This window comes from Prosthecobacter sp., assembly GCF_020439865.1.
GTDB lineage: Bacteria > Verrucomicrobiota > Verrucomicrobiia > Verrucomicrobiales > Verrucomicrobiaceae > Prosthecobacter.
On record NZ_JAGRPF010000186.1, the window covers coordinates 1 to 14,134 of the forward strand.

Sequence of the window (14,134 nt, forward strand, 5' to 3'; positions counted from 1 at the left end):
CGAGGTTGATGATGCCGTCGTCTTTGAGGCGCACGGCGCGAATCCAGGCCTTCACGGTCTGGCCGGGGACGAGGGTGATTTCGAGGGGCTTGGTTTCGTCTTCGATCTCGCGCATCACGGCTTTGCCACCGTTGTCGGGCTCCATGACGACGATGAACTTCGGTTTCGCGCCCAGCGTGACTTTGCCGAAATTGCCGGCGTCATGCGTGATGTTTTTGCCCTTCGCGGTGATCTTGAGCTTGCTCCAATCGGCATCCGCCTTCGCATCCGGTGCGGCGTGGAGCGAGCCGCTGATCAAATCGTGCCCGGCTTCGATGAGAATCGGCGAGGAGGCAAAATAGCCCGGTGGAACACCAGTGATGTCGATCTGGATGGGATCGTCGAAAACATCGACGCGCTCGGCACGGAAGGAGAAGCCGATGGAGGCGCCGGGCATGACGGTGGGGTTCATGCCGGCGAGCTTGACGTTGAAGTCGGGCTTCGGCTCGCGGATGGAGAGCGCATACACAAAGCGCTCACCTCTCCAGCCGCGTGTATCGGTGACTTTGACGATGTAGCGGCCATCCGCGGGCGCAGTGAAGGTCACACGCGCGTCGCTGCCGAGTTTGCGATCGCCGCTGTCGTCGTTCTGATAATTCAGCGTGAAGACAGGCAGGCCGTTCGGCAGCAACTCGGTACCGAGCGGATGCGGTTCGACGACGTAGCAGGGTTCGTCGAGCGAGTGCGAGGTGGCGCTGGTGTCAAAGTAGGCGCGGCGTTTGCCGCCGGTGGTGTAGAAGAAGGTGCCGCCGTCCGGGCCGCGTGGCTGGCGGAAGATCTTCATCACGTCGCCATTGAAATAGACGAGCTCGTTCAGCTCCATCTCCTCCCAGTTTTGCAGGCGGATGTCCGGGTTGTTGGCATCGACGCTTCGGAAGTTGTTATAGCTGTCGCGCACGGCCTGAAGCATCACGCGCGGTACAGGCTGGCCTTTGGCGTCGAGGATTTCGAGCTTCGTGTCGGCGGGTGATCCGGCCTGGTCGGCGAGTGTCTCGATGATCCACGTCTGGCCTTTCTTGGCGTCGAAGGCGAAGTGATCGATGTCGGCGCCGTTCGCTTTCGAAAGCGTTCCGTTTATCATAACTGGTGCCGTCACGACCTGGACCTTGGTGATGTCATCGTTGACTTCGACTTCACTCGCCTGCGCCATGCCACTCACTCGCAGCACGGGCATGGAGCGAAAACGCAACGCCTTGGTATCAATCGGCACATTCACCATGCCTTCCTTGTCCGGCTGCATCATCACGCCGGCTTTGTCGCCAAGATGATGGCCGATGAGCGTGACGCGCGTGTCCTTGCCGACCTGCGCGGCGAGCGGCGACCAAGCGGTGACATACGGCAGCGTGCCGATCGTGAGGCGATAGGCATGATCGGCGCTGCCATCCATCGTGGTGTTGCTGACGAGCACGATGTAATCGCCGTTCGCAGGTGCCTTCCACGCGAGGAAGGGATCGCTGCCGCTGTCGAGACCGCGGTTCACGGCGAGCACGGTGTGGTTCGTGTCCATGATCTCCAACGTGGGCGATTTGGCCTTGCTGCCGATCTGCGCGACGGCGAGATCGAGCACGAGTTCCTCGCCCGCCTTCGCGGTGAAACGATACGCGTCATGCTGGCCGATCTCGGTGAGCGTGCCCCACAGGCTGGCGGGCAATTTCGCGACGGCGACAGGCGCGTCTTTGAAATCGGCGGCCTTTGTCACCGTGGGCACGAGATCGTCCGCATACACTTTCATCCGCGCGGATTCACCGGCGGCATTTTTCAACCACACGTCGTAGGCACCACGCGGCACGTCGGCGCTGGCCGTGATCTTCAAGCGGGCGCTCGTGGGTTTGATCGAGCTTTTGGCGAGCTGCACTTTGATGCCCGGATGCGAGGCCATCGCCTTCGTGTCTTCCGTGAAGTTCTTCCCGGCCAGCGACACCATCACGTCGCCGCCGATGTGCGCGGCATGCGGGGTGATGCGCGCGAGTTCGGGCTTCGCGGCCATAGCAGGCTTCGGAGGTGCAGGTGCCATCACGACCTTGCCGCTCGTGGAATCATAGACGCTGAGGCTGCCGTCGATGCGACCGGCGATGAGCTGCGCTTTGTCGGTGAAGGCGAGCGCAGAGGACCAGTCGGGCTGCAATTCGAGCGGGATCTTTTCGGTGAGATCGGCGGCGTTCCAGATCTTGAGCGACTTGTTCGTCGAGGTGGAGGCAAGCAGCTCGCCATCGATCGACAGCGCGAGATTCAGGATGGTGCCGTCGTGCGCAAACAGGCTCGTAATGATCGGGTTCGTGCCCTCCTTCGCATCGGCGCTGATTTTCCACGAGCGGATGCGATTGTCGCCACCGGCGGCGAAGAGCGTTTTACCATCGGCGCTGAAGACGACGCTCGTCTGCTCCTTCGTTGGTTGCGAGTGTGTGTCGAGCCGTTGGCCGCCGGGAATGCTCCACAGCTTCACGGTGCGGTCCGCGCTGGCGCTGGCGAGCACCTTGCCATCGGGACGGAACGAGAGGCCGTTCACCGCGCCGTTGTGACCTTTGAGCAGCGCGACTTCCTTGCCCGTCATCGCATCCCAAAGACGAATTTTTTGATCGTAGGCGCCCGTGGCGATCAGCTTGCCATCGGGCGACACGGCGAGCGCATACGCGGCATCGAGATGACCTTCAAATGACTGCTGCAGGGTGCCGTCGCTCGTCTTCCAGCGCTTCACCTCGCCCACAATGCCCGCCTCGCCGCCTGCGGCATACACGGCGTCGCCGTCGGGTGAAAACGCGACCGCGTTGGCCTTGCCCTTGAGACCGATGAGCTTGCGAATCACCGCACGCGTGACCGGATTGAGCAGTTCGACCTCGCCGTAACGTCCCACCGCGATGAGCTGCACCTTCGGTGAAAACGCCACCGCCTGAATCGAGCGTTTCGGCGCCACCGTGGGCATGATCTTCGGAGTGATAACCTCCTTCGCCTTTGGTTTGCCTTCTGCGACAAGCGGTCCCTTCGCGCCCGCATCAATCCACGCTTTGATCAGCGCGATCTCCTCCGGCTTGAGCTTCTCACGCTTGCCCGGCGGCATGAATTCATTCTTCCCACCGCGACCCGAACGGCCTTCGAGAAACTTCACCAGCATGCTCTCACCCGACTTGCCCGGAACGACGGCGACGCCTTCCTTCCCGCCTTTCATCAACGCCGCGAAGGTGTCCAAGACGAACTCACCATCAGGATCGTCGTCGCTGTGGCAGTCAATGCAGTAGGTGTCCCACAACGGGACGATCTGCTTCGTGTAGTCCACGGTTTGGGCGTGGGTGATCGCTGTGAGCGATGCGAACAGAATGAAAGCGAGGAGACGCATGAGAGTATGAGGTGAGGGTGCGACTCGTGATCAGTGATTGAACAAAAACTCCTTCGAACCCATCAGGCTCCAGAAGATGTCTTCGAGCGTGGTGCGGCGGTCTTCGGGCTTGGCGGTGGCGAGAAGCTGCGTGGCTTTGGTGAATTCGCGTTCGGTGGGTTCGCGGGTAAGAGTTAAGAGGTAGGCTTCCTCGATGATCTTCGCGTCGGGCTCCTTGCTGGAGAGCAGGACGTCGAGGCGGTTGTCTTTTTGCGCGAGCTTTTGGTTCAGCGTGTCACCGTTCGCGATGTGGAGGGCCTGGGCCATGCTGGGTTCGTTGGTGCGTTCGCATTCGCAGGTGGCGATGCGGTCGGCGCGGCCGAAGCTCTTCAAGAAGTAGCTGGCGATGTTGCTGTCCGGCAGCTGCAGGGCGCGGAAGCCCATGGGGTAGCTTTCGCTGGTGCCGCGGTTGGCGTTGCGTTTGTCGATCTTGAAGGTGGTTGGCGCGGCGGTGACCTCGCTGATGGTGTCGAGCAGCACCTCGGCCTTCAGGCGGCGCGGAACGTAGTGCGAGCCATAGCGGAGGTCGTGGATGTTTTCGGGCAAGGTGACGCTGCTGCGCTGATAGGTCTCGCTTTGCATGATGGTGCGCATGAGGGCCTTCAGGTTGAACTTGTGCTGCACGAGATGATCGCATGCGGCGGTGAAGAGTTCCTCGTTGCTGGCGGCGTTGGTGACGCGGAGATCATCGACGGCCTCGACGAGACCTGCGCCGAAGAAATTCGCCCACACGCGGTTCACGATGGCGCGCTGGAAGAGTTTGTTGTCGGCGCTGGTGAGCCAGTTCGCGAGCACGATGCGGCGGTCCTCGGTGGACGTCATCGAAACAGGCTTGGTGACATCGAGCGGACGCGGCGGCGCGGGTTTGCCAGTGAGCGGTGCGACGAGATCACCCTGAGTGTCGGAAAACAGCACGCGCTCGTCGGCCTGCGAGCCGTTCTTGGTGCGGACGCGGGCAAAGAGATTCGCGAAGGCGAAGTACTGCTCGTTGGTCCATTTTTCGAGCGGATGATTGTGGCACTTCGCGCAGCCGATGGAGGTGCCGAGGAAGGCGATGCTGACGGTCTCGGCGCACTTGGTCGGCTCGTCGTTGAGGATGAAGAAATTGCCCGCGCCATTTTCCAGCGTGCTGCCGGTGGCGGTGAGGAGATCGCGCACCATGACGTCCCAAGGCGTGTCCGCAGCGACATGACGGCGGATCCAGTTGTAATATGACCACATCGCAGTGGGCGAGAGCTTGTCGCCATTCACCAGCAGCAGATCGCTCCAGCGATGCGACCAGTAATCGACAAACTCCGGCCGCTTCAGCAGCGAATCGATGAGGCGGTCGCGTTTGTCGGCGGCTTTATCCGCGAGGAAGGCGCGTGTTTCCTCCAGCGTGGGCAGGACGCCGATGGTGTCGAGGAACGCGCGGCGCATGAACTCGTGGTCCTCGGCGCGGCCGGACGGCGGGATGTTCAGCTCGCGCAATTTTTTCAGCGTGAGCTCGTCGATGAAGTTGCGCGGTTTCAGCGCGGCAAAGGCGGCGGGATCGACGTTGCTCTCGCTGGGAATCGTGATGGTCGCGAGCGCGAGCTGGCTCAGATACCACGCGCTAACCGTGCCCTCGCCACTGCCGGTGGTGGTGATAAGTCCGTTGTCATCGACGGTGGCCACGCTGGCGTCCGTGGCGTTGTACTTCGACCAGCGCGTCACGTCCTCGGTGTGACCGTCGCTGAATTTTGCGGTGACTTTGAGCTGCAATGACCGGCCCGGCTTCGTGACGAGATGCGGCTGCGCGAGACTGATCGACACGATGCGCGGATCGTCCGCCTTCGGTCCCGGAGCCCCGGCAGCGATCCAATCAGCGATGGCCTTGTATTCCGGCGAGTTCATCTCGAAGCGCTTGTCGCCCTTGTGCGGCACCGCCTTAACCGCCTTCAGCAAAAACAAGCTGCGCGCCGGATCTTCGAGCGTGAGCCGGCGTCCGTTCGCACTGCGCGTGATGGACAGCCAGTCGCCCTCGTCATCGAAACCGCGCAGGGATAGACGAAAACCTCCTTGTCCCGCCGCGGCACCGTGGCATGCGCCCATCGCGCAGCCGTAGCGCGTGAGTATCGGCTGAATGGTGTTGCGGAACGATGGGGCTTCGGCGGCGTGAAGCGTCGAAGCAAACAGGGCAAGCAAGATGAGATGACGAGACATCATGAACAAAACGCGATGGGGTTTGGCGTGAGCGTTCACGCTCCGGTTTAGGCAAACAGCTCCTTGATCGCCTGCGTGCCGAAATCGACGACGGGATACGGTCTTCCCTGCGGGCCGGGGAGTTCGGTGTGGAGATCGATGCCGAGAGCCTGGTAGATCGTGGCGACGATTTCTTTTGGCGCGACGGGGCGTTCGGTGGGGTAGCCGCCGATGTCGTCGGATTTGCCGATGACCTCGCCGCCTTTCACGCCGCCGCCTGCGAAGTTCACGGTCCAGCAGTTCGGCCAGTGGTCACGACCGCCGGCGGGATTGATCTTCGGCGTGCGGCCGAATTCAGCGAGGCAGGTGACCATGGTGTCGTCGAGCATGCCGCGCTGGAAGAGATCCTCGATGAGAGCAGAGTAGCCCTGGTCATACATTGGCGCGACGATGTCGCGCATGCCTTCGATGCTGGTGAAGGGCTTCGAGCCATGGATGTCCCAGGTAATCTCGCCAAAGACGGTGATGAAGGTGTTCACGGTGACGAAGCGCACGCCGCGCTCGACGAGACGACGCGCGAGCAGGCAGCTCTGGCCGAAGCGGTTCAAACCGTAGCGCTCGCGCACTTTCATCGGCTCCTTGGTCAGGTCGAAGGCTTCACGCGCTTCCTTGCTGGTCATGATGCGATAGGCGGACTCGAAGTTCGCGTCCATGAGCTTCGCCTGCTCGCTGTATTCGAAATTGCGCACGCTGCTGTCCACGAGCTCGCGCATCTGCTTGCGGCGTTCGAGGCGCACCTCGCTGATTTCCTTCGGCGGGAGCAGGTCGGGCACTTTGAAGTCCTTCACGGCCGGATCGGCGTTCAAGACGAAAGGATCATACGATTTGCCGAGGAAACCAGCATCCTGACCGTGCGGCATGTTGCCACCGGTCGGTCCCATCGTTTCCGGAAGAATGATGTGCGCGGGCAGATCGCTGCGACGGCCCTGCAAGAACTCGAGCGCACTGCCAACGTGCGGAGTGTTCACGCCGCCGGTGAAAAGACGGCCCGTCTGCATCATCTGATGGCCGGTGTCATGTACCGCGGCGGCGTTGTGGTAGCAGGAGCGGACGAGGCTGAATTTGTCCGCGATCTTCGCGTGCAGCGGCAGGATTTCGGAGATCTCAAAGGCGTTGCTCTTCGTGCGAATCGGTTTGAAGGGCCCTCGGATCTCGCTCGGCGCGTCCGGTTTCATGTCCCAGAGGTCCTGCTGGCTCGGCGCGCCGAGGTTGAAGATCATGATGCAGGCCTTGTTGTCCTTCTTCGGATTCACCCGGCCCTCGGCCTTCAGTTTGGCGAAGCCGGGCATCGTGAGCCCGATGGCGCTCAAAGCGCCCGCGGAAAGGAAATCGCGACGCGTCACGCCATCGCAGGTGGTGACGGAGCCTTTGTCGGTGAATTTGAACATGGTGCGCGTGAAGGATGGTTTCGGGAGTAAAGTACGCCGCCGGAGGCCGAAACTGAATGGATGATGCCGCTTTTGAGGATGGCCCTTCCGGTCACACAAACCGGCCCGTGTGAAACGTTTCGCCAAAGAAAGGGTTGTTCTCCCCTGCCGGGGGCATGCTAACGTCCGCCGCACTCACCCCATGAAAACGCTCCTCATCGCCCTCGGCCTCTCCATCGCCGTCTCCCTGCACGCCCAGACCGCGCCAGGACAAAACACCACGGGGCAGGGCGGGCAGCAGGGGCAGGACCAGGTGACGCGCGACGGCCTGTGGCAGGGACACCTCAAGGGCGGAAACTACATCGTGCGCTGCAATTCGATCATCGCACTCTCGAAACATGAGTACGTCTCCGACGGTGTGGCACGGGTGGTGGAGGTAAACATCACCCTGAACTCCGCGCAGATCGTGCGCTTTTACTTTCTCGAACCGGTGAAGGTGGAAGGGAGCAACATGGTCAATGCCGGCCAGCAGGCGCTGGACCGGGCACGCGGCATGGTGGAGCAGGCAGCAGGACGGGTTTCGAGTTCATTGACCGAGCCGAAGGTCGTCAAAAACTATCCTTCCTCGACCCATGCGCACACGGTCGAATTTGTGCTCAAGGACGAGGAAAGGCTCAACTCGCTCTTCGGCAGCCTGGAGCGGTCGCTCCGCACCGGCCAAGGACGAGTTTGGACGGAATAAGGCCCCTCATGGCATCAACGGACACGAGTGTCCGTCGTACCATCAAACGTTGAAGCGCCACTCGACGACATCGCCGTCGCGCATGACGTATTCTTTGCCTTCGATGCGGAGCTTGCCCTTCTCGCGGCACTTCGCGTAGGAGCCGAGTTCGACGAGGTCATTGTAGTGCACGATTTCACCGGCGATGAAGCCGCGCTCGAAGTCGCCATGAATGACGCCGGCGGCCTGCGGAGCCTTCATGCCTTTCACGATGGTCCAGGCACGGGTTTCCTTTTCACCCGTGGTCAGGTAGGTCTGGAGACCGAGCAGGTCATAGACGCCTTTGATGAAGAGCGACACACCGCTATCATCGACGCCGATGTCGGCGAGGTAGGCCTTGGCATCTTCGTCTGAGAGCTCCGTCAGTTCGCTCTCGATGGCGGCGCTGACGACGACGGCGCTCGCATCATGAGCGTGCTTCACATACTCGCGCACTTTGCCGACAAACGGGTGCCCGTCGGGGTCCTTGGTGGCGGCGGCGAGGTCGGACTCGGAGACGTTGCAGGCGAAAATGCAGGGCTTGGAGCTGAGGAGGAAGAAGCTCTTGAGCAGCTTCCGTTCGTCGTCGGTGCATTCGAGGGTGACGGCGGGCTTGCCGGCGTCGAAATGCGGAATGAGCCTTTCGCAGAGGGCGAGTTCGGCCTTCGCCTCTTTTTCGCCTCTTTTGGCATTCTTTTCGGCTTTGTCCTTGCGGCGCTGGATGGCGTCCATGTCGGCAAGGATGAGCTCGGTATTGATCACCTCGATATCCCGCACGGGATCGATCGTACCGCTGACATGAGTGATGTCGCCATTTTCAAAACAGCGCACGACGTGCACGATGGCGTCCACTTCGCGGATGTGGCTGAGGAACTTGTTGCCGAGTCCTTCGCCCTGGCTCGCGCCTTTCACCAGACCGGCGATGTCCACGAACTCGATGGCCGCAGGCACGAGCTTCGAGGAGCCGGAGATCTTCGAAAGCACCGCGAGGCGCTCATCGGGCACGGTCACGACGCCGGTGTTCGGCTCGATGGTGCAGAAAGGATAGTTTGCCGCCTCCGCCTTGCGGGTGCGGGTGACAGCATTAAAAAGGGTGGATTTGCCAACATTCGGAAGGCCAACGATACCGGCTCTGAGCATAAGGGCGGCGAGAGTAGGGCGGAATGAGAAATGAGCAAGGCGACGTTGCGCCTTCGGGGCACATCAATGAAACCCGAATCGTGAGATGCCAAACCCGCGAAAGCTTGATCGCGGCCATTTTTGACAGAAAGAAGACAAAACTTGACGATTAGGAGTACATGTGGCGATGATCTTCATTATATGAATTCTTCTATGCATATCCGTCTTCTTTGTCTAATCACAATTGCCGCATGCTCTCTACAAGTAACGGCGCAGGAAAAGGTAACTCTCGAAGAACCCAAACAACCGGACTTGATCGCCGAACTGAGTTCGCAACCGGATGGCGTCCTCAACGTGAAAGTCAACGACGATGGCAGCTTCAAGTCGCTAATGGTAAAGTCATCCGTGGTTGTTGAGGACGTGCTTGGCGCTGCCAAAGGCAAGCAACTCGCACGCAAGGAGGCTGAGACAAAGTGCAAGCAGGCTCTGGCGAAGTTCCTCACCGAGGAATGTGTTTTCTTGGATGGTGGCAACAACACCACAGTGATCGCCACCAAAGGAGAAAGCACGAAAGACGCCGCAGGAAACACGGTAAGAATTCGCTCCCAGAAAGGAGTGGAAATCAAAACAACGACTGAGGTTTCCGCATCCAAAGCACAAGCTGTCCTTCGCGGCCTCATCGTGCTCCACTCGGAGGTCACGGCAGGCAACGAACCGGAGTATGTATTGGTGATGGGTATGAATGAAAAAACCGTCGCTCAAGCAGGTGCCATGGCCCAAGTGATGTCCGGAACCGGCGGCACTTCCAACAAAGAGGCTGCACCTAAATCAAGTCCTGAAGAGAAACCCGCCGCAGAGCGCAAGACCAACCCTGCCATCAAAGATTTTTGACAAGGACCGACGATCATGAGTCGGCTTCATGGTTCCTTAGTCGGTCTGATTCTGTCCGTTGTCTTTGCTTGGGCATCCCCCGAGCTGCTGCAGCAGGACAATGACCTCGTGAGCCTTTTGCCACGAGAGGCTTGGGACGGACCGGGTACATGGACTGCTCAGGAACTGTGCATTGCCACAGGCCATAGCACGGACATTGATGCGTTGGGAAAGGCCAAGGGGCGGCACATCGAAGAAAAAATCGCATCCGATGATGCTCGGCGAAGGCTGCTATTCTCCACCTTGCCTGAGGGTGACCGGGAGTTGTTTGATATTACCGGCGAACTGACTGCAGCCCGCACTGCTGCGATTTATCGCCTACCGGGACGTTCGGGGCTGTTTGTGGTTGTGGTGGTCCCGAAGCGGGAACTGAAGGTAAAGCCGGTTCTTAATGCCGCACGTGGGCGCTCTCGAGCCATAGCTTTGATGAAGGCGGGTGACGTGGAAACCGCCGCCCGCGTGTTGAGCAGACTCACGGAACTGGGCGTTCAAGACCCGGAAACATTGGACCATGCACGGGCGGCAAGCGCAGAAATCAATCTTCGCAAAAGTGTCAAAGGAGCAACTGAGCGCTCCGCTTGGGCTTTTCTTGGCGGCTACTATGAACGGCACGGTGATCTGGAGGCAAGTTTGAAGGCCTGGCATCAGCTTTACCTATTGTTGCCGGAGCCAGACAGAACACTGTTGGAGAAGCTGGCAGACCTTTCCAAGCGCACGCATCGTGCTAACAACGCTGACGCCTTTCACCAAGAAATCCTCCGCCGATGGCCTCCTCCTTCCCACCCCTGACTTTCGCCCTGCTGCTGTGCTTGACCACCACTGTGCTTCATTCTCAACAGACATCGGCGTTCGAGAACGGAGTGTTTTCTCCAGGCTATGAAGGGATCGTCGGCCTAAATCCGGTCTTGGCGCAGGGCGGCGGGGCTGGCATTGTCGAGAAAGACGGCAAACGCTATTTCATCGCTGTTGGCGTGACTTCCATCAAAGGTGCAGAGCCTGCGGAACGCGTGCGCCAGCTCCGGGTGGCCAAAGCAAACGCACTGCGTGCCATCGCTGAGTACATCGAACCGGTGAAGGTGGAAACGGAAACACGACTCACGGAGAAGACCACCATCGAGTCGAACGGGAAAAGCAAAACCGGCCGAACCTTCAAAGATCTGGACGAAACCACGCGCACGTCGGTGAAGGCCACCTTACAATCCCCCGAACAGGTCGGCACATGGAAGAACAAAGAGGGAACCCTGTTTTTCATGGCCCTCGGCCGAGTTCTGCCGTGAGTTCCGGAACTATTCTTGCGGCCAGCTCAGCTCGACCCGCTTGAAGGCGCGAATTTCCTCCAAGGGCAGTTCCAACACGAAGTCGAACGCTACACCCGAGGTGGCAATGGCTGCATCGCTAGAATCTTTAGCGTTAGAGGCGTAAGTCCAGCGAACCAGAAGAAACGAAGGCTGAATCATCATGACGTGCTCGTTATTGTAGAGCGGTCGATTGGTAAGCTGGAGCTTCTCGTCACTGCTACCATACAAAGCACCGTAGGGAGCAAGCCAGTCCTCCCCCCCCTCGATGTGCCGCTGAGTGAGATCCAGCGTTTCGAGGCGGACAAGTTCGCCTGCCTCATTCAGGAAACGGACGGCCACACGATCGAGCTTTCTCCAAGCCTCATCACCTCTTTTCCCTGGCAGTTTACAGGCATCAATGACAACTGAAGACTCATCCGTGCCGAGTTCATAAGAGTAGCCGTTGAACCCTTCCGATGACCTGCTCACACATAGATTCAACCCTACCCGCGGCACCTGAATACCCATGTAACTGGCCTCTAGCACAGGCACCAGACCATCCAGCTTTGGATTAAACCGCGCTATCTCGGGGTCATCGTTGATGGTCGGCGGTTTCTCGTCGTAAAGCTTGTCCTGAAAACGTTCCCGAACTGAATCAGGGTCGCGAAATCCAACCCTGGAAATGGAAAACGGCTGTTTTTTCATGCATACCTGACCAAGAACAGACGCAGCTTCCTGATACCAGGTCGCGTAAGCTTGTGGGTCCACTCCGATCCTCACACGGAACCGGAGTGTCGCCGTCGTGTCGCTCTGACCCATGATGGTCGGTTTGCCGATTAATTGCGGCACACAAAACTTTTGAGGAAAGCCGGTGAAGAGCTTGGTGAGCAATTCTTTGGCCGAATTCGCCTTGTCCAGCTTAGTCAGAGCTTCGGCAAACATATTCTCCCCCTGAACCTCTGCTTTGCCGATCAGACCGGTCGCGGTAAGTTTCTCAGACAGTTTGGAACGCACCACCCGTGCCCGGATGGTTACCTGAAAAAGCCCTGCATCATGCTTTTCAGACGTTTTGTCATAGCCCTGCACGAATGCATCGGAGTGAGCCACAACTTGGTCACGGATCAGCTCATCATTTTTCACCACTTGCTCTGCCGAAATGAAAGTGCCCACCGCACGTCTCACCGCATCACGCAAGGCATCCCGTAGAGCTTCATCATTGCTTGTCCCGGCCCCCGTCGCATCGATCTCAAGAACGGCGGGCGTTGCAGCAGAATTGATCGCAGGCGACACGGGGACGACGGGAACCTGCGACGGCACAGATGCAGGTGGGGCATTGGAGGGGGCTGCCACACCAACGGTCGCAAGATCAAAGTGAAGAACTTCAGCGAGGCGGCGTCGTTCCTCGGCACTGATCGAGGCGAGAGCCACCTTTGCAATCCCCCCGTCGTGGGCCAACGTCACCACTCCATCCTTGGCCGACATCAAGCGCGCACCGCTATAGCGGCGCCCTCCGATGAACAAGGCGGCAGGTGATGAATTAACAGCAGACATCGCACTTTTCTCCGTCCAGCGGCCGCCTATCCGAACTTTGCCCGCTTTGTACTCTGCAATTTGCTGGTCGAGAACATCACAAGTGGCCTTCACGGTCGCGGCAAGCTTGGGAGCCCCCTTGGCCGAATCTCTTAAAACATTCTGAACTCCTACAATGGTTTGTACGTCCTGCTCCGACACCACGTCCATTTCAAAAACTGAAGCAGAATTACCTCGTCGGTCCAAAACCTGGAAATCGGCAATCCTCACAACCAGTCCTTTCTCAACTCTGAGGGATGATTTTTGACCTACGTCAAAGTCAAACCACGCGCCCACATCCCTTACGCTTTTGAACAAAGCGCCTTGGAAATACTCTGGCCCGTCCGATGTCGTAGCACGATAGACCACCATTCCCTGAGCATAACTCGTCTGAGCCTCGCATTTCAGTGCGAAGGCCGAGATGACAAACCATACGATAATACAGCAGGGAAGTTTAAGGTGCTTCATAGGAGAGCTTTGGAAGACTGAAATGGGCCATCCTGTTGTCAAGACTCTACCCTTCCGGTCGGAGTAACCGCACAACTTGCTCTTTCCGTTACATCGGCGAGACTCCGCGCCCTTTTTCCCGCCCGTCGCATGTCTTTTGAGCTTCTCGCCACCGATCCATCCTCCCACGCGCGCCGTGGGCGGCTGACGACGCCGCATGGCGTGGTGGAGACGCCGGTGTTCATGCCAGTGGGCACCCAGGGCACGGTGAAGGCGATGCATCCGGATGAATTGCGGGCGCTGAACTCGCAGATCATCCTCGGGAACACGTACCACCTGTTCGTGCGACCCGGGATGGAGATCATGAAGGAGGCGGGCGGCCTGCATGCCTTCTCAAACTGGGACCGGCCCATTTTGACCGACAGCGGCGGCTTTCAGGTCTTTTCCCTCGCCAAACTGCGGAAGATCAAAGAGGAAGGCTGCCACTTTCAAAACCACCTCGACGGCACACCGATGTTCATCGGACCGGAAACGTCGATGGAGATTCAGGCGACGCTCGGATCGGACATCGCGATGCTGTTTGACGAGTGCACGCCGTATCCCTGCGAGGCCAAAGAGGCCGAAAAGAGCCTCGATCTGACCCTGCGCTGGGCCAAACGCTGCCGCGAGTGGATCGACCAAAACCGACCGCAGACCGGCGGCGGACCGCAGCAGCACTTCGGCATCGTGCAGGGCAGCGTGTATGAGGATTTGCGGAAAAAGAGCGCCCGCGAACTCGTGGCGATGGGTTTTGACGGCTACGCCATCGGCGGCTTGAGCGTGGGCGAGCCCGAGGAGGACATGATGCGCATCGCCGAGTGGGTGACGCCGCTGCTTCCCGCCAACCAGGCCCGCTACGCCATGGGCCTGGGCACGCCGCCGCAGGTGATCGAGCTGATCGCCCGCGGGATCGACATGTTTGACTGCGTTTTGCCCACGCGACTGGCGCGAAACGGCACCGCCTTCACCCACGAGGGCATGATGAACCTGCGAA

General features: G+C 59.5%; 10 protein-coding genes. 5 read left to right on the forward strand and 5 right to left on the reverse strand.

What is annotated here, in order from left to right; genetic code table 11:
* The 3 genes from KDL09_RS20835 to KDL09_RS20845 all read right to left on the reverse strand — a co-directional run.
* Positions 1-3,370 (reverse strand): c-type cytochrome domain-containing protein (locus KDL09_RS20835; protein ID WP_294389411.1); only part of this gene is annotated, 3,370 nt, incomplete at its 3' end.
* Between the two features lie 30 nt (positions 3,371-3,400).
* Positions 3,401-5,596, reverse strand: a complete 2,196-nt coding sequence (locus KDL09_RS20840) for a DUF1549 domain-containing protein (RefSeq protein ID WP_294389413.1) — start codon at positions 5,594-5,596, stop codon at positions 3,401-3,403.
* A gap of 44 nt (positions 5,597-5,640) precedes the next feature.
* Complete coding sequence (locus KDL09_RS20845) at positions 5,641-7,020, reverse strand: DUF1501 domain-containing protein (RefSeq protein ID WP_294389415.1); 1,380 nt, start codon at positions 7,018-7,020, stop codon at positions 5,641-5,643.
* 181 nt (positions 7,021-7,201) lie between these two features.
* On the opposite strand from KDL09_RS20845, the gene KDL09_RS20850 reads away from it, so the two are divergent.
* Positions 7,202-7,741 (forward strand): hypothetical protein, encoded by a 540-nt coding sequence (locus tag KDL09_RS20850; RefSeq protein ID WP_294389416.1) that lies wholly within the window; start codon positions 7,202-7,204, stop codon positions 7,739-7,741.
* Positions 7,742-7,783: 42 nt separating this feature from the next.
* On the opposite strand, the gene ychF is transcribed toward KDL09_RS20850, so the two are convergent.
* Positions 7,784-8,899, reverse strand: coding sequence for a redox-regulated ATPase YchF (gene ychF, locus KDL09_RS20855; protein ID WP_294389417.1), 1,116 nt, complete (start codon positions 8,897-8,899; stop codon positions 7,784-7,786).
* 192 nt (positions 8,900-9,091) lie between these two features.
* Between ychF and KDL09_RS20860 the strand changes: the two genes are divergently transcribed.
* The 3 genes from KDL09_RS20860 to KDL09_RS20870 are packed head-to-tail and all read left to right on the forward strand — an operon-like array spanning position 9,092 to position 11,085.
* Positions 9,092-9,769, forward strand: coding sequence for a hypothetical protein (locus tag KDL09_RS20860; RefSeq protein WP_294389418.1), 678 nt, complete (start codon positions 9,092-9,094; stop codon positions 9,767-9,769).
* Positions 9,770-9,784: 15 nt separating this feature from the next.
* Positions 9,785-10,597: a hypothetical protein gene (locus KDL09_RS20865; protein WP_294389420.1), complete on the forward strand. Its 813-nt coding sequence runs from the start codon at positions 9,785-9,787 to the stop codon at positions 10,595-10,597.
* A complete protein-coding gene (locus KDL09_RS20870) occupies positions 10,573-11,085 on the forward strand; it encodes an LPP20 family lipoprotein (RefSeq protein WP_294389422.1) in 513 nt (170 codons plus the stop codon). Before KDL09_RS20865 ends, KDL09_RS20870 begins: the two co-directional genes overlap by 25 nt.
* 9 nt (positions 11,086-11,094) lie before the next feature.
* Here KDL09_RS20870 and KDL09_RS20875 read toward each other — a convergent pair whose 3' ends face one another.
* Positions 11,095-13,122, reverse strand: coding sequence for a hypothetical protein (locus KDL09_RS20875; RefSeq protein ID WP_294389423.1), 2,028 nt, complete (start codon positions 13,120-13,122; stop codon positions 11,095-11,097).
* A 129-nt stretch (positions 13,123-13,251) separates the two neighbouring features.
* Between KDL09_RS20875 and tgt the strand changes: the two genes are divergently transcribed.
* Positions 13,252-14,134: tRNA guanosine(34) transglycosylase Tgt (gene tgt, locus KDL09_RS20880; RefSeq protein WP_294389424.1), on the forward strand; the 883-nt coding region annotated here is incomplete at its 3' end.